25 protein-coding genes are annotated in these 23,513 nt (G+C 46.6%); 16 read left to right on the top strand and 9 right to left on the bottom strand.

From position 1 onward, the window contains the following. From THICY_RS05730 to nagZ, 5 genes are read left to right on the top strand one after another with little or no spacing between them, the layout of a single operon-like run. Entirely contained in the window at nt 1-1,650 is a 1,650-nt protein-coding gene (locus tag THICY_RS05730; protein ID WP_013835669.1) for an NAD+ synthase, read from the top strand. A 10-nt stretch (nt 1,651-1,660) separates the two neighbouring features. Beyond that, on the top strand, nt 1,661-2,143 hold the full coding sequence (locus THICY_RS05725) for a L,D-transpeptidase (protein WP_013835668.1): 483 nt from the start codon (nt 1,661-1,663) through the stop codon (nt 2,141-2,143). Nucleotides 2,144-2,153: 10 nt separating this feature from the next. After that, the gene (gene nikB, locus THICY_RS05720; RefSeq protein ID WP_013835667.1) at nt 2,154-3,074 is read left to right on the top strand and encodes a nickel ABC transporter permease; all 921 of its coding nucleotides are present in this window, start codon (nt 2,154-2,156) and stop codon (nt 3,072-3,074) included. Beyond that, nucleotides 3,071-3,874, top strand: coding sequence for an ABC transporter permease (locus THICY_RS05715; protein WP_013835666.1), 804 nt, complete (start codon nt 3,071-3,073; stop codon nt 3,872-3,874). Before nikB ends, THICY_RS05715 begins: the two co-directional genes overlap by 4 nt. A gap of 18 nt (nt 3,875-3,892) precedes the next feature. Then, nucleotides 3,893-4,942, top strand: coding sequence for a beta-N-acetylhexosaminidase (gene nagZ / locus THICY_RS05710; RefSeq protein WP_013835665.1), 1,050 nt, complete (start codon nt 3,893-3,895; stop codon nt 4,940-4,942). On the opposite strand, the gene murB is transcribed toward nagZ, so the two are convergent. Continuing rightward, nucleotides 4,937-5,962 (bottom strand): UDP-N-acetylmuramate dehydrogenase, encoded by a 1,026-nt coding sequence (murB, locus tag THICY_RS05705; protein ID WP_013835664.1) that lies wholly within the window; start codon nt 5,960-5,962, stop codon nt 4,937-4,939. The two genes, nagZ and murB, sit on opposite strands and share 6 nt — an antisense overlap. Before the next feature lie 59 nt (nt 5,963-6,021). On the opposite strand from murB, the gene THICY_RS05700 reads away from it, so the two are divergent. After that, nucleotides 6,022-7,467, top strand: coding sequence for a sodium-dependent transporter (locus tag THICY_RS05700; protein ID WP_013835663.1), 1,446 nt, complete (start codon nt 6,022-6,024; stop codon nt 7,465-7,467). Between the two features lie 39 nt (nt 7,468-7,506). Here the strand turns inward: THICY_RS05700 and THICY_RS05695 are convergent, their stop codons facing one another. From THICY_RS05695 to dapD, 5 genes are read right to left on the bottom strand one after another with little or no spacing between them, the layout of a single operon-like run. Beyond that, nucleotides 7,507-7,998 (bottom strand): cyclic nucleotide-binding domain-containing protein, encoded by a 492-nt coding sequence (locus THICY_RS05695; RefSeq protein WP_013835662.1) that lies wholly within the window; start codon nt 7,996-7,998, stop codon nt 7,507-7,509. A gap of 34 nt (nt 7,999-8,032) precedes the next feature. Beyond that, nucleotides 8,033-8,263, bottom strand: a complete 231-nt coding sequence (locus tag THICY_RS05690) for a hypothetical protein (protein WP_013835661.1) — start codon at nt 8,261-8,263, stop codon at nt 8,033-8,035. Further along, on the bottom strand, nt 8,264-9,415 hold the full coding sequence (dapE, locus tag THICY_RS05685; RefSeq protein ID WP_013835660.1) for a succinyl-diaminopimelate desuccinylase: 1,152 nt from the start codon (nt 9,413-9,415) through the stop codon (nt 8,264-8,266). It lies immediately after the preceding gene. Then, entirely contained in the window at nt 9,412-9,744 is a 333-nt protein-coding gene (locus THICY_RS05680; RefSeq protein ID WP_013835659.1) for a Spx/MgsR family RNA polymerase-binding regulatory protein, read from the bottom strand. The genes dapE and THICY_RS05680 overlap by 4 nt, the downstream gene beginning before the upstream one ends. Before the next feature lie 56 nt (nt 9,745-9,800). Continuing rightward, a complete protein-coding gene (dapD, locus tag THICY_RS05675) occupies nt 9,801-10,628 on the bottom strand; it encodes a 2,3,4,5-tetrahydropyridine-2,6-dicarboxylate N-succinyltransferase (RefSeq protein WP_013835658.1) in 828 nt (275 codons plus the stop codon). Between the two features lie 96 nt (nt 10,629-10,724). Here dapD and THICY_RS05670 point away from each other — a divergent pair, with 96 nt between their 5' ends. The 7 genes from THICY_RS05670 to THICY_RS05640 all read left to right on the top strand — a co-directional run bounded on the left by THICY_RS05670 (nt 10,725) and on the right by THICY_RS05640 (nt 16,299). After that, nucleotides 10,725-11,090, top strand: coding sequence for a VOC family protein (locus tag THICY_RS05670; RefSeq protein ID WP_013835657.1), 366 nt, complete (start codon nt 10,725-10,727; stop codon nt 11,088-11,090). Between the two features lie 83 nt (nt 11,091-11,173). Next, nucleotides 11,174-11,689: a hypothetical protein gene (locus THICY_RS05665; protein WP_013835656.1), complete on the top strand. Its 516-nt coding sequence runs from the start codon at nt 11,174-11,176 to the stop codon at nt 11,687-11,689. 32 nt (nt 11,690-11,721) lie between these two features. Further along, nucleotides 11,722-13,068, top strand: a complete 1,347-nt coding sequence (rimO, locus tag THICY_RS05660; RefSeq protein ID WP_013835655.1) for a 30S ribosomal protein S12 methylthiotransferase RimO — start codon at nt 11,722-11,724, stop codon at nt 13,066-13,068. 69 nt (nt 13,069-13,137) lie between these two features. Then, the gene (locus THICY_RS05655; protein ID WP_013835654.1) at nt 13,138-13,605 is read left to right on the top strand and encodes a hypothetical protein; all 468 of its coding nucleotides are present in this window, start codon (nt 13,138-13,140) and stop codon (nt 13,603-13,605) included. A 218-nt stretch (nt 13,606-13,823) separates the two neighbouring features. After that, nucleotides 13,824-15,275: a prephenate-dependent tRNA uridine(34) hydroxylase TrhP gene (trhP, locus tag THICY_RS05650; RefSeq protein ID WP_013835653.1), complete on the top strand. Its 1,452-nt coding sequence runs from the start codon at nt 13,824-13,826 to the stop codon at nt 15,273-15,275. Between the two features lie 28 nt (nt 15,276-15,303). Then, nucleotides 15,304-15,561, top strand: coding sequence for a YfhL family 4Fe-4S dicluster ferredoxin (locus THICY_RS05645; RefSeq protein WP_013835652.1), 258 nt, complete (start codon nt 15,304-15,306; stop codon nt 15,559-15,561). Nucleotides 15,562-15,603: 42 nt separating this feature from the next. Beyond that, complete coding sequence (locus tag THICY_RS05640; protein WP_013835651.1) at nt 15,604-16,299, top strand: glutathione S-transferase family protein; 696 nt, start codon at nt 15,604-15,606, stop codon at nt 16,297-16,299. Between the two features lie 19 nt (nt 16,300-16,318). On the opposite strand, the gene hflD is transcribed toward THICY_RS05640, so the two are convergent. Genes hflD through THICY_RS05625 form a run of 3 tightly spaced genes read right to left on the bottom strand, consistent with a single transcriptional unit; the run spans nt 16,319 to nt 18,777 of the window. Beyond that, on the bottom strand, nt 16,319-16,999 hold the full coding sequence (gene hflD / locus THICY_RS05635) for a high frequency lysogenization protein HflD (RefSeq protein WP_013835650.1): 681 nt from the start codon (nt 16,997-16,999) through the stop codon (nt 16,319-16,321). Nucleotides 17,000-17,005: 6 nt separating this feature from the next. After that, the gene (gene mnmA / locus THICY_RS05630) at nt 17,006-18,175 is read right to left on the bottom strand and encodes a tRNA 2-thiouridine(34) synthase MnmA (protein ID WP_013835649.1); all 1,170 of its coding nucleotides are present in this window, start codon (nt 18,173-18,175) and stop codon (nt 17,006-17,008) included. A 32-nt stretch (nt 18,176-18,207) separates the two neighbouring features. Next, the gene (locus tag THICY_RS05625) at nt 18,208-18,777 is read right to left on the bottom strand and encodes an rRNA large subunit pseudouridine synthase E (protein ID WP_013835648.1); all 570 of its coding nucleotides are present in this window, start codon (nt 18,775-18,777) and stop codon (nt 18,208-18,210) included. Nucleotides 18,778-19,095: 318 nt separating this feature from the next. On the opposite strand from THICY_RS05625, the gene clpS reads away from it, so the two are divergent. The 3 genes from clpS (at nt 19,096) to THICY_RS05610 (ending at nt 23,506) form a co-directional block, all read left to right on the top strand. Continuing rightward, nucleotides 19,096-19,392: an ATP-dependent Clp protease adapter ClpS gene (gene clpS / locus THICY_RS05620; RefSeq protein WP_013835647.1), complete on the top strand. Its 297-nt coding sequence runs from the start codon at nt 19,096-19,098 to the stop codon at nt 19,390-19,392. A 27-nt stretch (nt 19,393-19,419) separates the two neighbouring features. Next, nucleotides 19,420-21,690 carry an ATP-dependent Clp protease ATP-binding subunit ClpA gene (gene clpA, locus THICY_RS05615; RefSeq protein ID WP_013835646.1) on the top strand — a complete coding sequence of 757 codons (2,271 nt, stop codon included), beginning with the start codon at nt 19,420-19,422 and terminating at the stop codon, nt 21,688-21,690. 163 nt (nt 21,691-21,853) lie between these two features. Next, nucleotides 21,854-23,506 carry a ShlB/FhaC/HecB family hemolysin secretion/activation protein gene (locus THICY_RS05610; protein ID WP_013835645.1) on the top strand — a complete coding sequence of 551 codons (1,653 nt, stop codon included), beginning with the start codon at nt 21,854-21,856 and terminating at the stop codon, nt 23,504-23,506. The last annotated feature ends 7 nt before the right edge of the window (nt 23,507-23,513 follow it).

The raw sequence follows: 23,513 nt of genomic DNA, 5'->3' as shown, positions 1-23,513 counted from the left end.
ATGCCAAATCCAGTCATTGTCATGGCGCAAATTAATCCGTTGGTAGGTGATATTGCCGGCAATACGCAGTTGATTCTAACCAGCGTGGCACAAGCTAAGGATTTGCATCAAGCGGAAATGGTGGTGTTTTCAGAGCTCGCTTTGACCGGCTATCCGCCGGAAGACTTGTTATTACGAGATGATTTATATCGGCAAGTTGATGCCGCTTTAGTGCAGATTGCGCAACAAACAGCTGACTGTGTGGTTGTTTTGGGTGCGCCCTGGTGTGACGAAGCGGGTGAGCGTTTCAATGGCGCAGTTTGGTTAGAGGGCGGACAATTAGTGGCGCGTTATGCCAAGCAGGTGTTGCCAAATTATAGCGTGTTTGATGAAGAGCGTTATTTCACCCCAGGTGCCGAGGCGGTTGTTGTTCATTGGCAAGGTTTAAACGTTGGGTTAGTCGTCTGTGAAGATGTTTGGCATCCTCAACCGATTGCGGCGGCCAAAGCCGCAGGTGCTCAAATGGTCTTGGCGCTTAATGCGTCGCCCTTTAATAGTGATAAGCATGAAGATCGACTGGCGGTGGTGCGAACTCGCATCGTAGAAGCCGGCCTGCCGATTATTTATGTTAACCAGGTGGGTGGTCAAGATGAACTGGTGTTTGATGGGGGCTCATTTGCTATGTCGAGCGCGGGAAAGCTGGTGTGTCAAGGCGAAGCATTTGTTTCGGGGTTATACCCGCTTACTGTTTGTGTTGATGCCGGCCAAGCTGAGCTGGAATTGCGTGGAGGTATGCGCTGTTTTTCGCAGATACCAAAAGATGAGGCGCGCGTTTATCAAGCCTTACAGCTAGGTATTCGCGATTATGTGCTGAAAAATGGCTTTAAAGGAGTGTTGTTAGGTTTGTCAGGCGGTATAGACTCGGCACTGACCTTGGCCTTAGCCGTTGATGCTCTGGGTGCCGATAAAGTGACCGCGGTCATGATGCCATTTCACTATACAGCTCAAATCAGTATTGAAGATGCTCAAGCTCAAGCTGAGTTGTTAGGGGTGGCGTTTGAGCAGTTACCCATTGCACCGATATATGATGCCTATGATCAATTATTAACCCCGGTGTTAGGTGCGCCGCCAACTGATATTACTGCTGAGAATTTGCAAGCCCGCATCCGTGGTACCTTGTTGATGGCGCTGTCTAATCGTTCTGGTGCTTTGGTGTTGGCGACCAGCAATAAAAGCGAGTCGGCCGTAGGTTACAGCACACTTTATGGCGATATGGTCGGTGGATTTTCGCCGCTTAAAGATGTGCCTAAGACTCTGGTTTATCGTTTAGCGCGCTATCGTAATCGGCTTGCAGAAGTTATTCCTGAGCGAGTTATTACTCGTCCGCCATCAGCAGAGTTACGTCCCGACCAATGTGATCAAGATTCGTTACCCGATTATGCGGTGTTGGATCAAATTATTGCCGCCTATGTTGAACAAGATTTGTCACCGAGCGAGATGCTGGCAGCTGGTTTAGCCGATGCCGCTACCATTGAACGTATTGTGTCGATGATTCAGCGTAATGAATACAAACGGCGTCAGGCGGCACCCGGCATTAAGGTATCAATGCGTGCTTTTGGTCGTGACCGTCGCTATCCCATCACCAGTGGCTATCAAGAGAACATAGCGTGAGAGCAGTCCGGTGCCATCAACGATCCTAATCCAGATTGCCACTCAGCAGTTGCAACTTTTGGTCAACGAAACAATCGTGGCTCAATTCCCTGTTAGTACCGCACAACGCGGGGTAGGGCAGCAACAAGGCAGTTTGCAAACCCCGCTAGGACAACATTATATTCGTGCCAAAATTGGTCATAACGCCCCAATAAATAGCGTTTTTGTGGCACGTCGACCGACGGGCGAAATCTATTCGCCAACCTTAGCCCAAGCTTATCCCGATCGTGATTGGATTTTAAGCCGTATTTTATGGCTATGTGGTTGTGAGCCCGGAATTAATCGCTTGGGCTCGGTTGATACTTTTCATCGCTATATCTATATTCATGGCACGCCTGATACCGAGCCGATGGGTATCCCTGCCTCCCATGGATGTATCCGAATGCGTAATAGCGACCTGGTCGAGTTATTTGACCGCGTGGATTGCGGTACTTTGGTGAGGATTACCTTGTGAGCAATAGTCCATGACCGGATACTTAAGCCGTCTATTATTATCAACGCTGCTTGTTACTTGGGTTGTCAGTAGCCTGGTGTTCTTGTTAATCCATCTGGTGCCTGGCGATCCTGTTGCGGTGATGTTGGGCGAGTGGGCAAGTCCTGCTGATGAAGCGGCTTTACGGGCACAACTGGGCTTGGATCAACCTTTATGGGTGCAATATGTTCAATATTTTGGCGGTTTGTTACAGCTGGATTTAGGCCAATCGCTGTATTTTGAACAGCCCGTAAGTCAAATTTTGGCGGAGCGTATTCCCTTAACCGCTTATTTAGCGGTAATGGCGTTGCTAATCGCTGTGTTTATTGCCTTTCCCTTGGGCATGATTGCGGCTTTTTATGCCGGTCGTTGGCCAGATTATGCCGCGATGTCTATTTCGCTTTTGGGCGTGTCCATTCCCAACTTTTGGTTGGGTCCATTATTTATTCTGCTATTTGCGATTGTGTTGGGTTGGCTACCGGTGAGTGGTGCCGCACATCCCTTGGCTTGGGTGTTGCCTGCGCTAACGCTTGGCACGGCCTTAGCCGCCATTCTGGCGCGGATGCTGCGTTCGTCTTTATTGGAGGTCTGGCATGAGGATTATATTCGTACCGCACGGGCGAAGGGTTTATCTGGTGTACGTGTTTACGGGGTGCATGCCCTGCGCAATGCCTTGCTGCCAGTGGTAACGATTTTAGGGTTACAGTTGGGAACGTTATTGGGCGGCGCGGTGATTACCGAGGTGGTGTTTGATTGGCCAGGTTTGGGGCAATTGCTGGTCGAATCGATTCAGCGTCGCGATTATCCGCTGGTGCAGGCCTGCATCTTAATTATCAGTTTGGCCTATATTGTGGTCAATGCGCTAACAGAGCTGGTCTATGCCTGGCTAGACCCAAGGATTCGTTTAGCATGATCAAGTTAGCGCTCGCCATAGTTTCGTTATGGGTATTGATGGCGTTGCTAGCGTTCGGCTTGGGTGACGGGGCCAATGCCGTCAATCTTGATCAGTTGCTTACGCCACCCCATGCGGGACAGTGGTTGGGGCACGATGAGTTAGGCAGATCGGTTTGGCAAAGATTAATGTTAGGTGCGCAAACGTCTTTATTCGTCGCTATAGGGGTCGTTAGCCTTTCGGCATTAATCGGAATTAGTTTGGGGCTATTAAGTGGTTATTTAGGCGGTTGGTTTGATCGTGTTATGGTTAAAGTAATTGATGTGTTTTTAGCCTTCCCTGGCCTGCTATTAGCCATTGCGCTCGCCGCTGTTTTAGGACCGGGTATTGAAAATGTCATTATGGCTCTCGCCGCAGTCGGCTGGGTCGGTTTTGCACGACTCACGCGAGCACAAACACTGAGCGTAAAAAATCGTGAGCATGTGACCGCCGCTCGAGCATTGGGTGTGGGCTCGCCCACCATTATGCGACGGCATATTTTGCCTTTAGTCAGCGCGCCTTTATTGGTAGAAGCCACCTTTGGATTTGCTGGCGCGGTCATTGCCGAAGCGGGGCTATCTTTTTTAGGCTTGGGGGTACAGCCGCCAGCGGCATCGCTGGGCAATATGATTCGAGAGGGCACTCGCTATCTTTTGGTGGCGCCGCACCTCGTATTGATTCCGGGGTTGGCTTTGCTGTTAATGGTCTTGGCTATTAATATTTTAGGTGATCGATTGCGAGATCGTTTTGATGTCCGTGAAACCTCACGACGCAAGTTGTAATAGCATAGGAGCGCAAGGGTGACTACAACGCTGGGTTTTGTGATGGTAGGTATAGCCGGTCATCAGCTTACACAACAAGAGCGTAACTATTTAAATCACCCTGCGGTGGCTGGGGTGATTTTGTTTCAACGCAATTTTGCATCGGTTGCGCAGTTGCAAGCCTTATGCGCGGATATTCATGCTATTCGCCATCCACGACTACTAATTGGTGTCGATCATGAAGGGGGGCGTGTCCAGCGATTTGCTGACGGATTTACTCGCCTGCCACCGATGAGTCTTTTAGGTGATCAGTATCAAACTGATAACCAGCAAGCGCTTAGACTCAGTGAAGAGCTGGGCTGGTTGGCTGCCACCGAATTATTAACTTGTGGTATTGATTTGAGTTTTGCACCTGTGTTGGATTTGGATTATGGCCACAACCAAGTTATTGGTAATCGAGCATTTGGTGGCACAGCCTATGGCGTTACAGAGCTCGCATTGGCCTTTAACAAAGGAATGCAGGCGGCGGGTATGGCGGCCGTCGGGAAACATTTTCCAGGCCATGGTTATGTGAGTGTTGATACCCACCTAGGTGTTGCTAAGGATGATCGTCCCTATTTAACGCTCGATGCGCAAGATATGATGCCATTTAAAGCGTTAATTGAAGCGGGTTTGCCGGCAATTATGCCTGCGCATGTGATTTATAGTGATTGTGATGCTCAGCCGGCTGGCTTTTCGCATTTTTGGCTACAACGCGTGCTACGTGAACGCCTGGGCTTTGAGGGCGCGATTATTAGTGATGACTTGGGTATGCAGGCGGCTGTTGCGCAAGGCAGTTTAGTTGAGCGGGTGTTAATGGCACAGGATGCCGGTTGTGATTTAGTGTTGGTGTGTAATGAGTTAGCGGCCATACCGGATTTATTGAAGCAGTTGGCCGAACCAGAAACAGCACCATTGCGTCAATTACGCTTGATTCGACTACATGGACGTAAGCTATCCGGACGTTTTGACAAGCTTCACTTTAATCCGCGTCGGCAAGCGATTCAGCGTGATTTAGACAGGCTACAGCACCCAGTATTGGGTTTATAAAATATTGACTTCCGGCTCCAAATGAATCCCAAATTGGTACATCACTTGATCTTGAACCTTATGGGCGAGTTTAAGCACATCAGAACCGGAAGCCCCGCCTAAATTAACCAGAACCAGTGCGTGCTTGTCTGATACGGCGGCACGCCCTTCGGTTAGCTGATTAGCACCGCTACGTTCAATTAACCAAGCGGCAGGCACCTTGATCTGCCCGTCAAGCGTGCGGTGATGAGGAATGCTAGTCGTGAACTCGCTTTGAAGGGTATCAAAATAGTCGCTGCTAATGATTGGATTCTTGAAGAAACTACCGGCATTGCCCATGTAACGAGGATCTGGAAGGCGTTTTTTGCGAATCGCAATGACCGCTTCAAATACATCTCGCGGTGCTAGGTCGGTCTTATCAAGAGCTTGTATGGCTAACTTTAGCGGGTCGTAAACGAGATTGGCTTGCCCGGCATGACGTTTGCGTAACCGAAAAGTGACCCGATGTAACAGCAAGCGGTTTTGAAAATCTTTCTTAAAGACACTACTGCGATAGCCAAATTCACAGTCATTATTACGAAACTCCATCCGTTCGCCATCAAAAATATTCAATGCCTGCACTCGGGTAATGGTATCGCGGGCTTCGGCACCATAGGCACCAATATTTTGTACCGGTGCCGCCCCTACGGTTCCAGGGATATAAGCCAAATTTTCTAAGCCCCACCAGCCCTGGTCAACGGTATATTCGACTAAGTCATGCCAGTTCATGCCGGCCCCTACAGATAACCATACGCCATCATCATCTTCTTTAACAATTTTAACTTTACTGAAACGACAACGGACTACGACTCCTTCGATATCATGGGTCAGCAAAATATTGCTACCATCACCCATAATTGTCCAAGGCAGTGAGGCCAATTTTGGGTCGGATCGAAGGGTACGAATATCGCTCTGTTTATCCACTTCAACCAGATAGCGGGTTTTGGCTTTAATACTAAACGTATTCAGTTGTGTTAGGGGGAAGTTAGCTTGAATGTGCATGTCCGCATAAACTTGTTATAAAATGCTGTTAAAAGTAAATTTATTATAAAGGAAAAGCCATGGCTCGAACGAAAGTTTCCATTCCCGCTTGGTCGTCACAATGGGTATTTATTATGGCAGCTGTGGGTTCAGCGGTTGGCTTGGGCAATATTTGGAAATTTCCTTACATTGCTGGCGATAATGGCGGTGGCGCCTTTGTAATCGTTTATTTGGCGTGTATTTTTTTAATTGGTTTGCCTATATTGATTGCGGAGATTAGTTTGGGGCGGGCAGGTAAAGCTAATCCTGTGCAAGCGATGCGCAATAATGCGCTAAATAATAATGCCTCGAAAGCCTGGACAGGTTTGGGGATTAACGGTGTGATTGCAGGCCTGCTGATTTTGTCTTTTTATACCGTCATTGCGGGTTTGGCTTTGGCTTATTTTTTTAAAAGTTTGCAAGGTGGTTTTTTGGCCATGGATGCGAATGAAGCTCAAACATTGTTTAATAGCGAAGTCGCCAGTCCGTGGGTGCTCGGTTTTTGGCATACGCTATTTATGCTGTTCACTCTATTAATTGTAGCGCGTGGTGTGCGGGCTGGTCTGGAAAAAGCGATTAATTTTATGATGCCAGGTCTGCTGATGATTCTATTAGTGTTGCTGGGCTATGCCACTATGACCGGCAGTTTTGGTCAAAGTGTCAGCTTTATGTTTCGTGCCGATTTTAGTCAATTGACTTGGAATGCGGTATTGGTCGCCATGGGGCACGCCTTTTTCACCTTGAGTATCGGTTTAGGTACGATGATGGCTTACGGGGCTTATGTGGGTCGTAAGATGTCGATCGTCCAGGCCAGTGTTTGGATTGTGGTGATGGATACCTTGATCGCGATTATGGCGGGCTTAATTATTTTTTCAATCGTCTTTGCTAATGCCTTGGAACCTGGAGCAGGACCAGGTCTGCTGTTTCAAACCCTACCCATAGCCTTTGGTCAAATGGCCGGTGGTTGGGTTTTTGGCAGTTTATTCTTTCTACTGGTGGTGATGGCGGCGTTATCATCAGCCATATCATTACTGGAGCCGGCGGTTAGTTGGTTAGAGCAGCGAGGGCGTTATAGTCGTGCGCAAGCGACCGCTTTATTGGGTGCGTTTACTTGGTTTATTGGCTTAGGCACCGTGTTATCGTTTAATTATTGGGAAAGTGTTTATATCTTTGGCGAGCGCAATGTGTTTGCTACGCTGGACTTTTTAACATCGAGTTTGATGTTGCCGTTGGGTGGGTTGTTGATTGCGGTGTTTGCAGCTTGGACCTGGCAAAAATCAAAGCGGGCAGAGGTGTTGTACTTTTCTAATCAGCTGTTTCAACAATTCTTTGACACGAGTTTACGCTACTTTACACCCTTTGCGGTGCTAGTGGTTTTTGCGTTTAATTTGGCTTTAGGATGGTTGTGGACGTCAGTGATTTTAATTGTCGGGATCGTTGCCTATCTTGGCTATGCTTGGCGCTGTCATCAAGCACAAGCCGGCTAACCGAGCGATTAGCAGGCCTGCTTGTGATCAACTTTTAAATTAACCCATGTATTGATTCGTTACAAAACGACTCATTTCCATAAACTGTGCATTCATATCACGTTGAAGCTGGTGGGATGCGCGCAAAATACCACGCATCAGGTTAAATACTAGTCTAGGCTGGCTATCGATTAGGGGTTCGAAGTCGCTGCGTTTTAGCTTTAACACCTGAGCCTGTCTTTGAGCACGCAAGGTTAAAGTGTGGGCATCGCCATCGATAAAGCTCAATTCACCGGCAAGCGCACCCGGTTTTAGGGTTGATAAAACCATTTCACTTTTTAAGCCAGCATTCTTAACAACTTCTAATTTGCCTGCTAGCAAAATATATAGTGTGTCATCTTTACTATCAGCCTGAAATACAATCTCATTTTGACCGTAATCAGCGGGTTCTGATAATTGAACCAGCAGATCAAGTTCGGCATTTGATAGTTCTTTGCCCCATGTCGTTTGAGCTATAACATCCATAGGGGGAGTGATTAAATCAGCGCTCATATATCCTCGCAAAATTTATTGTTAAATAAACAGGTTAGTAAAGTGTTTGCGGCGGAAATAAAATATTAAACGCCGCGGTCATGCCAAAAATAAATAGAAAAATTAATACAAAAACAATAATTAGCGACAGCGCTTGTTTGTTTTTGATGAATTTTTCTTTCCATTTTTCATCCCGAATCATTGGCCAAACCAGCCAAGCAAAGCCGACAACGGCCGCAATCTGCACAAAAATTAATAAAGCCGTAACCCAGCCTGGAGTTTCCATTTACGCCGCCTTCATTAATAAATTAATAAGAATGTGATAATAAACCTCGGTTAGTTTATTAAGATCTGACAAGCTCACCCGTTCATTGAGCTTATGAATCGTATCATTAAGTGGTCCAAATTCAATAACCTCGGCGCCAGTTGGTGCAATAAATCGCCCATCAGATGTGCCGCCTGCTGTTGATAGGGTGGGTCGGTAACCTAAGCAATGAGCAATCGCATCACTGGTTGCTTGAATCAGCTCGCCCTCAGCTGGTGTTACAAAAGGTAAACCTGATAAATTCCAGCTAATTTCATAATCCAAATTGAAGGGCGCTAGGCAAGCCTCAACTCCAGCTTTTAAACTCTCTGGAGTGTGTTCGGTTGAGAAGCGAAAGTTAAACATAACCTGCAAGTCACCCGGGATGACATTAGTAGCACCGGTACCGGCCCGGACATTGGAAATTTGCAGTGATGTCGGCGGAAAATAGGCATTGCCTTGATCCCATTCAATGGCGGTTAAAGCGGCTAATGCAGGCAGCGCTTTATGTACCGGGTTGTCAGCCAGTTGTGGATAGGCAATATGCCCCTGGACACCTTTAATGGTTAAGGTGGCATTAAGCGAACCACGGCGACCATTTTTAATGGAATCACCCAATTTTTTGTCACTTGAGGGTTCGCCCACTAAGCAGTAGTCAATTTTTTCTTGGCGTGCTGCCAAGGTTTCGATCACTTTAACGGTGCCATTAACAGCGGGGCCTTCTTCATCACTGGTAATTAAAAAACCGATAGAGCCAGGATGGTTTGGGTAGTCCTTGACAAAACGTTCGGTTGCCACCATAAAGCAAGCAATGGCACTTTTCATATCAGCGGCACCGCGAGCGCACAACATATCGCCATCAATCTCGGCACTAAAGGGCGGGTATTGCCATTTTTCGACTGGACCTGTGGGAACGACATCGGTATGACCAGCAAACACAACTAAAGGTCCTGTTTGGCCACGACGAGACCAAAGGTTGGTCACTTCGCCAAACGGCATCGACTCGTTATTAAAGTCGAGTTTGGCTAAATAATCAGCGATGATTGTTTGACAACCCTTATCATCAGGGGTCACAGAATCAATGCGTAGCAGTTGTTGCGCTAACTGGATGGTCGGTGTTTGAGATGAATTCATAGTTGTTGGTACTCGCTGGCATTAAAACCGACTAATAGCTTTGAACCGGTCGCTAGGATTGGGCGTTTAATCAGGGTAGGAAATTGGCAGACCAAATCCAAGTCTTGTGCGTCGACGGCCTTTTGCTGTTCGGGTGATAAGCCTTTCCAGCTGGTACTGCGTTTGTTTATTAAATCCGCGTAATTGACGTCCTTTAACCAGGTCTGGATCATTGGCGGGGTTAAACCCTCTTTACGAAGATCATGAAAGGTCAAAGAGTGCCCGTGCTGTTCGAGCAGTTTTTTAGCTTTGCGTACTGTGTCGCAATTGGCAATGCCGTAGAGAGTCATAGGCGGCCTCGAGTGTCGCTTAGGTGTTAAATGCTACACCTAAGCGGTTATAGAAATTAAATATCGCGAAGTAGTTCGTTAATGCCGACTTTGCCAAGCGTTTTGGCATCGACTTTTTTAACGATGACCGCACAGTAGAGACTGTACTTGCCATCTTTAGAGGGCAAGTTACCGGATACGACGACCGAGCCAGCGGGTACGCGGCCATAGTGGATTTCGCCTGTTTCGCGGTCATAAATGCGAGTCGATTGACCAATGTAAACACCCATTGAAATCACCGAGCCTTCTTCAACAATCACGCCTTCTACTACTTCAGAACGGGCACCGATAAAGCAGTTGTCTTCGATAATGGTTGGGGCCGCTTGCAAGGGTTCTAATACGCCGCCGATGCCCACACCACCGGATAAATGCACGTTTTTACCGATTTGCGCACAAGAGCCAACGGTTACCCAGGTGTCGACCATTGTGCCACTATCAACATAGGCACCAATGTTAACGTATGAAGGCATTAAGACGGTGCTCGGTGCGATATACGAACCACGACGCGCCATCGCTGGTGGTACCACGCGTACACCAGCGGCTTCAAAATCAGCTTGTGAGTAGTCAGCAAACTTAGAAGGCACTTTATCAAAATAACGGGTTTCAGATGAGTTCATTACAACATTATCTTCGGTGCGGAATGAGAGCAGAACAGCTTTTTTCAACCATTCGTTAACAGTCCATTGACCCACGCCTTGACGTTCGGCAACACGCATTTTGCCTGAGTCTAGTAAATGTAGGGTTTCTTGGATAGCCTGTTTGGTTTCAGCATCGACATTTTTTGGCGTGATTTCAGCACGACGCTCAAACGCCGCTTCAATGATTAGTTGTAATTGGTTAGACATAACAATCCCTAGTTAACTAGAATTTAAAATTAAATGTGATTCCCTATTGTAACATTGATCATAAATAACCGAAAAGCTTAATCGCAGGAGACAATCATGGTCAAAGGTATCAATCATGTCAGTTTTATTGTTAGTGATGTTGAAGCGGCACGAGAATTTTATCAATCCGTACTAGGCCTGACCTTAGTCAAGCGACCCAACTTGGATTTTCCGGGTTACTGGCTGGATTTAGGTGGCGGTCAAACCCTGCATTTACTAGCCGTAGATGATCCATATCATGACGTACCGAGACCGCTTCATCTTGGCCGTGATCGCCATTTAGCACTCAGTGTTGCTAATTTAGAGTCGACCATGACACGTTTGGCTGAGCACAAGATCGCCTACAAAGTCAGTCAGTCTGGGCGTTCAGCGCTGTTTTTTTATGATCCGGATTTAAATGTGATTGAATTAACTGAGGTGTAAGTGCGTAGAATTCATTTTTTACTTAACTTAAACGCGTAGATCTTGACTTTTATCAGTTATTATACGTACTTAAGGAGTAGTTCATGACAGCAAACAATATCATTATTGCCCATCCTGAATTGTTGGTGGGTCAAGCTTTAGGTCAGCTTATTACGGCATCAAAATCACAGCGAGTGGGTTCAGTAGTGCAGTTATCGACGGACATGGCGTCCACACGGGCTAGTTTTTTTCAACAACAACCTTTTCCAGTTTTAGCTTCATTTACTAAGTGTGCAAATTGGATATTAATTGCAGATTTGGGCGGTTTGATAGCGCAGGAAGTCTGTGAGCGTTCATTGAATTTTGAGCAAACCCAAGCTAACAAAAGCATGGGATTAGGCGTGTATCATTTATCAACCACCGGCCCAATCAATGGTGAGTTGGTTTTTACACAATCAAAATGGTTGGGTGATATCAACTATGCTACAAACTCGGTGGACTTTATTCCAACACTGGAGCGAGCGATGCAAATGATAGCGCCTTCTATATCTAGTGCATGTAATCACACTGCAGAAACTAGAGATGCTGCCGCCATAAAAACACGAGTTGGGTTACAATAGTGGCTATTTTTAGCCCTATCGAGAATCGAATTATGAGTACCGCAGTATCCCTCCGCCAGCCAAAAGTCGGTGTTGTCAGTTTAGGATGTCCAAAAGCCACCGTTGACTCCGAACGCATCCTGACGCAATTACGCAGTGAGGGTTATGAGTTAACCAGCTCTTATGAAGGGGCGGACACTGTCATTGTTAATACCTGTGGTTTTATTGATTCAGCGGTACAAGAGTCTTTGGATGCGATAGGTGAGGCACTGCGTGAAAACGGTAAGGTGATTGTGACCGGTTGCTTGGGTGCGCGTGACGAGGAAATCTTAAAACACTATCCACAGGTGTTATCTGTGTCTGGTCCACAGGCCTATGAAACAGTGTTGAGTGCGGTGCATGATGTTGTTGCGCCACCCGAGCATAATCCTTTCGTGGATCTAGTGCCGCCGCAGGGTATCAAACTTACGCCACGTCATTATGCCTATCTAAAAATATCCGAAGGCTGTAATCACAGTTGTTCGTTTTGTATTATTCCATCGATGCGTGGTAAGTTGGTTAGCCGCCCAGTGGAAGAGGTGTTGGATGAAGCAAAGCGCTTAGTCGAAGCCGGCGTGCAAGAACTGTTGGTCATTTCGCAAGACACCTCCGCCTATGGTGTTGATGTGAAACACAAACTGGCTTTTTGGAATGGTCAGCCGGTAAAAACGTCCATGACCGGTCTGGTCAAAGCACTTGGCGACATGGGGGTTTGGGTGCGTTTGCATTATGTCTATCCCTATCCGAATGTGGAAGAAGTGATTCCGCTAATGGCGGACGGGAAGGTCTTGCCTTATCTCGATATGCCACTGCAACACGCTGATCCGCGTATCTTAAAAGCCATGCGCCGTCCTGGTAACATTGACCGTCAGCTCGAAAGAATTCAGCAATGGCGTGCGCAGGTGCCGGATTTAACCTTGCGTTCGACCTTTATTGTCGGTTTTCCGGGCGAAACCGAGGCAGAGTTCCAGCGGTTATTAGACTTTTTAGAGGCCGCACAGTTAGATCGGGTCGGTTGTTTTCAATATTCGCCGGTTGAAGGTGCGGCTGCAAACGATATTGCGGAACAGATTCCGGATGATATCAAACAAGAACGCTACGACCGCTTTATGCAAACCCAGCAGGCGATTAGTGCGCAAAAGATGCAGGCTAAAATAGGTCGTGTTTTTGAGGTGTTGGTTGACGAAGTAGATGAAGAAGGGGCGATTGCTCGTTCACAAGCCGATGCACCGGATATTGATGGCATGGTATTTATTCCTGAAGGGCATGAGCTCTCACCGGGTGATCGGTTAAAAGTAAGGATATTTGCAGCAGATGAGTATGATCTTTGGGGTGAGCAGGTTGACCTGGACACGAAATAACCTTAGGCTTACCTAGGTTAAATTTTATGCACTCATAGGTTATATTTATTTCAAGTGAAGGAGACGTTCGTGAAAGCGACACTATTCAAGGTTGTTGGTTTAAGTCTGTTACTGATGCTGGCACCCTATGCCAAAGCCCAAACATTAAACCCTATTCAGTTTCAAGATCAACATGGTGCCGATATGGCATTAACGGATACTGTGACCTGGATGATTTTCAGTCATCATAATGATGGTGCCAAGCTAGTAAAAGCAGCAATTGATCAAGCTGGTATCACCGATTTTTCACAATACAACGGTCTGTATGTGGCGGATATTTCGCGTATGCCCGCCCTGGTCACGCGTTTATTTGCGATGCCTGCCATGCGAAAATATGAGTTTAATATGGCACTAGACCGTGACGGCGATTTAACTCAAAGCTTGCCACGCGAAGAAGCGCGAGTCACCCTGGTTAAACTTGATAATTTGACGATTGTTGAGCAGAACTATGTTGATTCTGTGGATGCTATCCTAGCGTTTATCAACGCAAATCGATAATTCAGTGGGCTAAGCTGTGGCTATACCGTGTCATAGTCTTGCTTCCGTGTTACCCAAACCCGCAGCTATGCGGGTTTTTATTTTAGGCTCCATGCCGCGTAGTATCTCCCAGTCCCGCTTATGCGGCACTAAGTATTGCTAACAAATACCAGGCCTGGCAAGACAAATTACAGAATTTCCGATAAAATAGGTCGGGTATTTTTTGGGGGACACCACGCATGTTTAAATCTGAGCTTTTATCACCCGCAGGCACCATGAAAAACATGGAGTATGCCTTTGCTTATGGTGCTGACGCTGTTTATGCCGGTCAGCCACGTTATAGTTTGCGTGTGCGTAACAATGAATTTGATCATGATAATCTGGCAAAAGGAATTGCCCGTGCGCATGAGCTGGGCAAAAAGTTTTATGTGGTAACCAATATCGCCGCTCATAATTCCAAGCTTAAAACCTTTTTAAAGGATATTGAGCCGGTGATTAACATGCAGCCAGATGCCTTAATTATGTCTGATCCGGGCATGATTATGATGGTGCGTGAGCATTTCCCTCAGCAAGAAATTCATTTGTCGGTGCAATCCAATGCGGTGAACTGGGCAACTGTGAAGTTTTGGCATCAAATGGGCATTACCCGAGTGGTGCTATCACGCGAGTTATCAGTGCAGGAAATCGCTGAAATTCGTGAACAAGTGCCGGAAATGGAATTAGAAGTATTTGTTCATGGCGCCTTATGTATTGCCTATTCCGGTCGCTGTTTATTGTCAGGCTACATTAATAAACGCGATGCCAATCAGGGGACTTGCACCAACGCCTGTCGTTGGAATTACAATACCTATGAAGGTAAAGAAAATGCCGCCGGTGACGTAGTCGGTGTGGAGCGTATTACTGATTTGACCGGCACTACCGAGCGCCCAGCGCCAACCGTTAATACCTTAGAAAAACCCGAGCCTACTTTGGGTGAGGGTGAAACGACGGATCGGGTTTGGTTGCTTGAAGAACAGGGACGTCCGGGTGAATTGATGCCGGCGTTTGAGGATGAGCATGGCACTTACATCATGAATTCAAAAGACTTGCGTGCTGTGGAGTTGATTCCTGACCTAGTCAAAATGGGCGTTCATTCGTTAAAAATCGAAGGACGAACCAAGTCCCATTACTATGTTGCGCGTACCGCCCAGGTGTATCGCAAGGCGATTGATGATGCCGCTGTTGGTAAACCCTTTGATCCGGATTTGTTATTACAACTGGATGGTTTAGCCAGCCGTGGTTACACCGAAGGCTTCCTTCGCCGTCACGTGCACTCAGAATATCAAAACTATGACTACGGTGTTTCTAAGTCAGAGTACCAGCGCTTTGTTGGTGAGGTCATTGACTCTAACGATGACTGGTTGACGATTGATGTGAAAAATAAATTCTGTGTTGGCGATTCGATTGAAATTATGACCCCGGCTGGTAACATGACTATGGTGCTTGATCAGATGCTGGATAAGCATAATCATGCCATTGAAGCCGCGCTGGGTTCGGGGTGGATTGCCAAAATTCCTAATCCATTCAAAAGCTTGTCACCGGATGTGCTGGTGTTTGGTTTGTTAATGCGTAACGAAAGTTGGGGCGGTGATCCAGTTCGTGACAAGGCTGACAAATCACAGGATCAAGCCGTGGTAGCGGCGCCGGTATAAGCGGTGAGAGGGTTGAGGGCATAAAGTTATGGCACTGAAAATTTTATCCGGTTGTATTAACTGTGATATGTGCGAGCCAGAATGCCCTAACCAAGCGATTTCGATGGGTGAGAAGGTTTATGAAATCAACCCTGATTTATGCACAGAATGCGTGGGTTTTTACGATAAGCCGACTTGCATTAGCGTTTGCCCGATTGACGTAATTATTACCGATCCTGCCCATATTGAATCGCAACAAACCCTATTAGAAAAATTTCAACATCTGGTCAAAAGCGACCGTATTTAATCTCACAATATACTGGCCTTAACCGGTTACGAGGTGTCTACTATGTCTATAAATACATCTACAAATACGCTACCCAAACTCAAACTCATTAGTTTTAAATTGTGCCCTTATGTACAGCGTACCGTGATTACCCTGCTGGCAAAGGGCGTGCCTTACGAAATTGAGTATATTGACCTTAATAATCCACCCGCTTGGTTTAAAGTCTTATCGCCGCTTGGCAAAGTGCCAGTGATGCAGGTAAATGATGATCAAGTGTTGTTTGAATCGTCCGTAATTCAAGAATATGTTGACGAGATTACGCCCCCGAGTTTGCATCCTGACGACTTGTTGTTGAAAGCCCAAAACCGCGCCTGGATTGCGTTTGGAGGCGAGTTGATGGGTATGAATGGTTTGCATGGCATAGTGCACGAAAAAGATCAGCAGGCCTGCGACACTATTGTCAGCTCCATCCGGAGTTTATTAGAGCGTTTGGAGCAGGTGCATTCGGGACAGCGCTTTTTTAATGGCGAGCAATTCAATTTGATTGATGCGGCCTATGCTCCGATGTTAATGCGCTTTGAACTATTAAAATCCCATTGCCAATTAGATGTGTTGGAAGGTTTACCGAAATTGCAGGCCTGGCAACGCGAACTTATGACGCTTGAAGCGGTTCAAAATTCTGTAGTGCCTGAATTGCCGCAACTTTATCGTGGCATGATCAGTCATTACGATGGTGTTATGGCCAAGCGCCTGCGCTAAGCAGGCCTGGTTGTGGTTGTTAGTGGCGGCGGAACAGGCTTTCGCCGTCGTTATTACCGTCGTTTTTCGGGCGATGCATAGACTGGGTTAAGCGCAAAATCTTTTTGCGGCTCCACAGTAATTTCCAACGGCTCCCTCCACACTGACGCCATAAAATGGCAGAGCGAATTCCCGCCAGCAGTAAGGCACGAATTTTGTTGGCATTCTGTGGGTTTTGTAAATGACCGTGCTGGCCCTTAACCATAATTCGCGGTGACAGTTCGCTGACATTTTTGGTGTAAACATTAGCGAGAGAGGCAATCACATTTTCGTGAAAATCATCAAACAGCAAGCGTTGTTTTTCGGCCTGTGACAACCCCTGTGCGATAGAAGCAAGTATGCCATCGGTTTGTTGCACACTGCGCTCAAGGGTAATCAGATTAATGGCATAACGGGTAATTTCTAAATTACGCAGTTCTTCCGTGGAGTTGCTACCCATTTGAGCAAGCAGAGTCGAAATCCCAATCTGTAAATTTTCAATATCACCGCCATAAACATCCAGCGTATCATCGGGATTCATGATAAATAGCGAGTTAATCGCGGTTTTAAAGGCGAGTTCATCATGTTTGCCGGTGGTCGCAATATCATAAACGCATTTAGCGACCTGGTAGATGCCTAACAGGGCTTGGGTTCGATCTTGCTCAGTATAGTAATCTGCCATAGTTGCTTACTCTTCTTGATTGCTCATTTCGCTCGATGCCGCAAGGGCACGCCAGTTGTCACTGCGGTCATTAATAACACCACCGCCTAGGCACACCTCGTTGTTGTAAAACACAATCGACTGGCCGGGTGTAATGGCTTTTTGGGGTTGCTCAAACTCAACAACAATTTGGTTTTTACCGTTAGAGTCGGCCTGAAAAGCACGAATCCAGCAGGCCTGCTCCTGTTGGCGGTAACGAATTTTTGCGGTCAGTGCTTGGTTTAATGGCGGCGCGTGACCGATAACCCAGTCTAAATCTTGCGCTGAAAGGGCGTTGTGATACAAACTGGGCTGTTGATCGCCTTGCGCCACAATCAGTTGATTAGTCGTTAGGTTTTTATCGACAACAAACCAAGGTTCACCCGAATCACCGTGCCCGCCGCCAATGCCTAAGCCTTTGCGTTGGCCAAGGGTGTAATACATTAAGCCTTCATGACGACCGACCGTTTCGCCCTGTTCATTAACCATATCCCCCGGCTGTGCGGGTAAGTAGCGTTGCAGAAAATCTTTAAACTTGCGTTCGCCAATAAAACAAATTCCGGTACTGTCTTTTTTATTATGCACCACCAGGCCTGCGGCTTCGGCAAGGCGTCTAACCTCTGGTTTGGGTAGGTGGCCAATGGGAAATAAGGTATGTGACAGCGCAAATTGTTGCAAGGTGTATAAAAAATAGCTTTGGTCTTTATTAGGGTCAAGACCTTTTAATAACTGGTAATCACCTTGCGCAGACTGTGCCACTCGCGCATAGTGACCTGTGGCGATTTTATCGGCGCCAAGAGCCAATGCGTGGTCTAAAAACGCTTTAAATTTTATTTCTTTGTTACATAAGATATCCGGGTTAGGTGTGCGACCGGCTTGGTATTCGGTTAAAAAATGCTCAAACACATTTTGCCAGTATTCTTTGGCAAAGTTTTCAACATGCAACGGAATATCAAGTTGTTCACAGACGGCGAATACATCTTGTAGGTCAACAGCGGCAGGGCAATAATCATCGGTATCATCACCCTCCCAGTTTTTCATAAATAGCCCTTCAACCTGATAGCCCTGCTGTTTAAGCAGCCAGGCCGTTACAGACGAATCAACGCCCCCGGATAGACCGACAATAACTTTAGTTGCTTGATTTGCAGGGTTAAACATGGATACCTGATCGGATTAATAAACTCGGACACTTATTTTAACAGATTCACCGGGTCTGCAAACTGCCATTCACCCGGTGCTAAATCGGCAAGGTGATAGGGGCCAATTTGATAACGAATCAGACGCAGAGTCGGTAGACCAACGGCGGCTGTCATGCGTCTTACCTGGCGGTTGCGTCCCTCACTAATTGTGATGCTTAGCCAGCTGGTTGGAATGGTTTTACGTTCGCGAATCGGTGGGTTGCGAGGCCATAAGCCGGTCGGCTCAGCAATCGCTTCTACAAGCGCAGGTAAGGTTTTGCCGTCTTTTAGCGTCACACCTTGGCACAATGCCCTGAGATCGGCGGCATCAGGGATACCCTCTACTTGAACCCAATAGGATTTTTGGAGTTTAAATTTGGGGTGGCTAATTTGATTTTGCAGACGCCCATCATGGGTTAACAGCATCAGTCCTTCACTATCTCGGTCTAGGCGTCCGGCGGCATAAAAGCCAGGCTGATCAATAAAATTGGCCAGGGTCAGTCGTCCAAGATCATCAGTAAACTGGCACAGAACGTCAAACGGTTTGTTAAAGAGTAGGATTGGAGATTTAGGTGTTGGCATTTATGTTGCCTAAGTTGATTCAGATAACAAAATTATAACGTATCCTTAAAGCGAATTAAGGCAGGCGCTTTTATTTACTTGGGTTAAGGGTTAAAATCAAACGCTATCGATTAGCATTTAAATGCTAGTGTTACGAGTGGTTCCACAAAATTATCAACAAGATAAGCCGATTTATCTTCAAAGTAGAGTTTTTGATGGGTGATGAGCGCGAGTTGTCGGGTCATTGGTATGCGAAGTGGATTGTCGTCTAGGCTTATATCCGGCCTAGTGGGGCTCAATTAACGCTGATATTTTCTAAAACACACTGAACCATTCATTATGACTGATGCTGTAGTACTAAGTCCTGCAAGGCAGGCTGTAAAACCTCCTAAGCGCTATAAAGTAGTGTTGTTGAATGATGATTTCACCCCGATGGATTTCGTGGTGGATTTATTAATGAAGTTCTTCCGAATGGATTATGATAAAGCTATGCAGGTAATGTTAGCGATTCATAAACAGGGCAAAGGCATTTGCGGAATCTACACTCGTGAAATTGCCGAAACCAAATGCTATCAAGTGAATCGTTACGCCCGTGATCATCAACATCCTTTGCTCTGCCAAATTGAGGCAGAATAACCTCAAACCTATAGGGAAGATGACACTATGTTAAGCAAACCCGTTCAAATGTCACTAAGCAACGCGTTTAGCGTGGCACAAGAGTACGAGCATGAGTTTGTGACGCTTGAGCATTTGTTGCTTGAGTTACTCAATCTTCCTGACGTTCAAGAATTACTGAATGCCTGTGGTGCGCACATCGATAAAATTGAACTGGATATCGAACGCTACCTAGAAACAGAGCCTAAACAACCGCAGACCAGTCAAGCCTTAGAAATCCATCCAACCATGTCCTTTCAACGTGTCATAGAACGTGCCATTTATATGGTGCAGTCCAATGGTCATAGTGAGGTGCTAGGGGTTCACCTGATTGCGTCGATGTTTGCTGAGCCGGATTCGCACGCGGTGTATATTTTGGAGTCGAATGGCGTTGAACGTGTTGATGTTAAAAGCTATTTAGCACATGGTGTGATTACCGATGAATCGCAACAAGACTTAAATCAAGATTTACAACATCAAGCCGATGAAGATGATGATGAATCTAACGAGTCGGCCATTACTAACTTTGCGTTGAATTTGAACAAACACGCACTTGAAGGCCACATGGACCCGATGATTGGTAGGCAGTGGGAACTCGATCGTACCCTAGAAATTTTAAGCCGTCGGCGTAAAAATAATCCGCTATTAGTCGGTGAGCCGGGGGTCGGTAAAACTTCGATTGCCGAAGGTTTGGCCTACAAGATTGTCCATGGCGAAGTGCCGGAATCTTTAAGTGATGCGGTGGTGTTTAGCCTCGATATGGGCGCCTTGTTAGCCGGTACTCGTTACCGTGGTGACTTTGAGAAGCGTTTTAAGTCGTTGTTGAATGAGTTGGCCCGGCAAGATCATGCCATTTTGTTTATTGATGAAATTCACACCATTATTGGTGCGGGTGCGGTACAAGGTGGCGCGATGGATGCGTCGAACCTGATGAAACCGGCGCTTGCCAATGGTCAGTTGCGCTGTATTGGTGCTACAACTTATGAAGAATATCGCGGTATTTTTGAAAAAGATCGTGCTTTAGCACGACGTTTCCAAAAGGTTGAAGTGCGTGAACCGAGCGTCCCGGAAACGATTCAAATTTTGAAGGGCTTAAAAGAGCAATTTGAAGCCCATCATGAGGTCAAATATACCCAGCCGGCTCTAAAAGCCGCCGCTGAATTAGCCGAGCGCTATATTACTGACCGCCATCTGCCTGACAAAGCGATTGATGTGATTGACGAAGCCGGTGCCAAACAACGCTTAATGCCACCGAGTCGTCGTCGCAAACAAATTGGTGTCCCTGAAATTCAGCAAGTGGTGGCTAATATTGCACGGATTCCAATTGCCAGTATTACTCAAAAAGAGCGTGATACTCTGTTTGATTTAGAGTCGCATTTAAAACGGGTGGTATTTGGTCAAGATCATGCGGTTAAGCAGGTGGTTGCGGCGATTAAATTAGCACGTTCTGGTTTAGCGCATCCGGATAAACCGAGTGGCTCGTTTTTATTTGCCGGTCCAACCGGTGTCGGCAAAACCGAATTGACTCAGCAACTGGCTAAACATTTGGGTGTCGAATTAGTTCGGTTTGATATGTCGGAGTATATGGAGCGGCATACCGTATCGCGCTTAATTGGTGCGCCACCCGGTTATGTAGGCTTTGATCAAGGCGGTTTATTGACCGAGGCGGTTAATCGTCAACCCCATTCGGTGGTGTTACTAGACGAAATCGAAAAAGCCCATCCTGATGTGTTTAACCTGTTGTTGCAGGTAATGGATCATGGCACCTTAACGGACAATAACGGTCGTAAGGTCGATTTTCGCAATGTGGTGTTAATCATGACCTCGAACGTCGGTGCTGAAATGATGTCGCGTTCCAGTATTGGTTTTACCGAGCAGGATCATACCCATGATTTTGAATCGGAGCTGAAAAAAATGTTTAAACCCGAGTTCCGCAATCGCTTAGATGCGGTGATTCAATTTAATCGCCTTAGTGAAGCGTCGATGGGCTCGGTGGTTAATAAGTTTATTTTTGCCCTTGAGCAAACCTTATCTGAAAAGAAAGTGTCGTTAGTATTAGATAACGATGCCAGAGATTGGCTGGCGAAAAAAGGCTTTGATCCTTTAATGGGTGCGCGTCCGATGGCGCGTTTAATTCAGCAGCAGGTCAAACAGCCTTTAGCGGAGTTATTGCTGTTTGGTGAGTTACAGCAGGGCGGGGCGGTCAGAATTAAGTTGGATAAAGCCAGCGATAGCCTGAAACTAGAAGCGGAGTCGGCCAAGCAATTGGCTGATGCGTAATCTGTTTAAAATATAAGAACTAGCTTATATGTTTAATAATGTTAATTCATGCCGTTGTATTTTGATAACGAATCGCTTTCGCTAAATTGAATTTAATGTTTTTATTGTAAATCTTGACACGCTTTGGTAGAGTTTTCTGTAACTAAATATACGGAACTCTACCATGCCCTATTCTTTTTTTGTTCTAGCACTCATCGTTTCTTTATTGGCCCATAAAAGTTATGCCGCAACTCAGCCCGATGCGGGTCAGTTGCTTCGCGATACGCTACAACAACCCCCTGCGCCATTCGAGCGTGACCTTAACTTAGAAATCCTCACCGAACCCTTAATAGAATCCACACATGGCGGCACCAGCGTACCTTTGTCTAAAGTTGTTTTTGAAGGTAACACGGTCTTTAGTGATGCGGTTTTAGCAGGCCTGCTGGGTGACCTAACCGACAATCTATACGACTTGGCGGCCATGCGGGCGCTTGCAAACGACATTACCCGATATTACCGCGAACATGGTTATCCTTTTGCCCGCGCATACCTACCGGCACAGCGGTTAGCGGATGGTCAGCTTGTCATTGCTCTATTAGAGGGGCGTTATGGACAGGTGACGGCCACGGGTGAGCTCGCGGAGCAAGTTCAACCCTTCCTAAATGCCCTTAAACCTGGTGACATCATCTACTCGCCCACTTTAGAACGGGTAGCGCTGCTCATTGCCGATTTACCGGGCATCAGTATCATACCGATTATTCAACCGGGTGCCGAAACGGGAGCAGCAGACTTTATTTTGCAAGCAACCCCCGCCAAACAATACAGCGGATTAGTTAATATTGACAATCATGGTAACCGCTTTACCGGCGACACCCGTTTGATTGGCAACCTAAACTGGAGCCGACTCTTACTATTAGGTGACCAGCTCAGTGTCAGTGGCATGACAACCGACGAACAAATGTTCTTTGGGAGTGTTAACTACCAGTTTCCCATTCGCTATGAGGGGTTAAGAGGTGAGTTGAGCTATGTTCGAACCGATTACCAGCTGGCCAAAGACTTTAGTGCACTCGATGCAACGGGTCAGGCCGAAATTACAACAATCAGTGCCAGCTATCCTATTTTACGTTCACAAAATGCCAACTTATCACTGGTCACTAGCCTACAGTTCAAACGCTTTAACGATAAGGTCGGAGTGATAGATTCCGATAAAATTAAAACCGCTACGGTTCTACCCATCGCATTAAATTTTGATAAGCGCGACCAAATAGGGCTGGGAGGCATCACCTATGGCAGTGCTATATTCACCTGGGGTAATCTCAATATTCGTGATAGCGAAGATCGTTTTAATGACCGCCTGACAGCGCAAACTCATGGGCAATTTCAAAAAGTAAATCTTGATGTTGCACGTATTCAAGCATTCAACCAGGCCTGGTCTGGGTTTTTGCGACTTAATAGTCAGTGGGCAAAAGACAACCTCGATAGTGCTGAAAAAATGAGTATCGGTGGCGCTCGTGCCGTTCGTGCTTACCCCATTGGCGAAGGCAGTGCCGACCGAGCGGCATTACTGCAATTAGAAATCCGCTACCAACTTGATCCAGCATGGACGCCCTACGGATTTATTGACGCCGCTAAAACTCAAATTAATGCCAACCCATTTGATCAAAACCAGCCGTCTAATAGTCGCGAGTACAGCGGCGGTGGACTAGGGATTCGATACAACCACCAACCCTGGCGTGGCGAATTAATCGCGGCTTGGCGTTGGGGCGGTGGTTTACCTCAAGCCGATACGCGAGATGATGTACCGCGTGTTTGGGCCAATATCAGTTACCAATTTTAAGGAGCGA

It is taken from the genome of Thiomicrospira cyclica ALM1 (assembly GCF_000214825.1).
Lineage (GTDB): Bacteria > Pseudomonadota > Gammaproteobacteria > Thiomicrospirales > Thiomicrospiraceae > Thiomicrospira > Thiomicrospira cyclica.
The sequence above is the reverse complement of the archived record's forward strand: the minus strand, read 5'-3'. Positions and strand labels throughout refer to the sequence as shown.

Excerpts from the sequence above, each read along its gene's own strand:
- murB (WP_013835664.1), bottom strand. The coding sequence starts at position 5,962 with ATGCACATTCAAGCTAACTTCCCCCTAACACAACTGAATACGTTTAGT.
- dapD (WP_013835658.1), bottom strand. The coding sequence starts at position 10,628 with ATGTCTAACCAATTACAACTAATCATTGAAGCGGCGTTTGAGCGTCGT.
- THICY_RS05670 (WP_013835657.1), top strand. The coding sequence starts at position 10,725 with ATGGTCAAAGGTATCAATCATGTCAGTTTTATTGTTAGTGATGTTGAA.
- clpA (WP_013835646.1), top strand. The coding sequence starts at position 19,420 with ATGTTAAGCAAACCCGTTCAAATGTCACTAAGCAACGCGTTTAGCGTG.
- THICY_RS05625 (WP_013835648.1), bottom strand. The coding sequence starts at position 18,777 with ATGCCAACACCTAAATCTCCAATCCTACTCTTTAACAAACCGTTTGAC.
- THICY_RS05610 (WP_013835645.1), top strand. The coding sequence starts at position 21,854 with ATGCCCTATTCTTTTTTTGTTCTAGCACTCATCGTTTCTTTATTGGCC.
- nikB (WP_013835667.1), top strand. The coding sequence starts at position 2,154 with ATGACCGGATACTTAAGCCGTCTATTATTATCAACGCTGCTTGTTACT.
- THICY_RS05695 (WP_013835662.1), bottom strand. The coding sequence starts at position 7,998 with ATGAGCGCTGATTTAATCACTCCCCCTATGGATGTTATAGCTCAAACG.
- THICY_RS05690 (WP_013835661.1), bottom strand. The coding sequence starts at position 8,263 with ATGGAAACTCCAGGCTGGGTTACGGCTTTATTAATTTTTGTGCAGATT.
- hflD (WP_013835650.1), bottom strand. The coding sequence starts at position 16,999 with ATGGCAGATTACTATACTGAGCAAGATCGAACCCAAGCCCTGTTAGGC.
- trhP (WP_013835653.1), top strand. The coding sequence starts at position 13,824 with ATGTTTAAATCTGAGCTTTTATCACCCGCAGGCACCATGAAAAACATG.
- dapE (WP_013835660.1), bottom strand. The coding sequence starts at position 9,415 with ATGAATTCATCTCAAACACCGACCATCCAGTTAGCGCAACAACTGCTA.
- rimO (WP_013835655.1), top strand. The coding sequence starts at position 11,722 with ATGAGTACCGCAGTATCCCTCCGCCAGCCAAAAGTCGGTGTTGTCAGT.
- THICY_RS05665 (WP_013835656.1), top strand. The coding sequence starts at position 11,174 with ATGACAGCAAACAATATCATTATTGCCCATCCTGAATTGTTGGTGGGT.
- clpS (WP_013835647.1), top strand. The coding sequence starts at position 19,096 with ATGACTGATGCTGTAGTACTAAGTCCTGCAAGGCAGGCTGTAAAACCT.
- THICY_RS05700 (WP_013835663.1), top strand. The coding sequence starts at position 6,022 with ATGGCTCGAACGAAAGTTTCCATTCCCGCTTGGTCGTCACAATGGGTA.
- THICY_RS05645 (WP_013835652.1), top strand. The coding sequence starts at position 15,304 with ATGGCACTGAAAATTTTATCCGGTTGTATTAACTGTGATATGTGCGAG.
- THICY_RS05730 (WP_013835669.1), top strand. The coding sequence starts at position 1 with ATGCCAAATCCAGTCATTGTCATGGCGCAAATTAATCCGTTGGTAGGT.
- THICY_RS05680 (WP_013835659.1), bottom strand. The coding sequence starts at position 9,744 with ATGACTCTCTACGGCATTGCCAATTGCGACACAGTACGCAAAGCTAAA.
- THICY_RS05715 (WP_013835666.1), top strand. The coding sequence starts at position 3,071 with ATGATCAAGTTAGCGCTCGCCATAGTTTCGTTATGGGTATTGATGGCG.
- THICY_RS05640 (WP_013835651.1), top strand. The coding sequence starts at position 15,604 with ATGTCTATAAATACATCTACAAATACGCTACCCAAACTCAAACTCATT.
- mnmA (WP_013835649.1), bottom strand. The coding sequence starts at position 18,175 with ATGTTTAACCCTGCAAATCAAGCAACTAAAGTTATTGTCGGTCTATCC.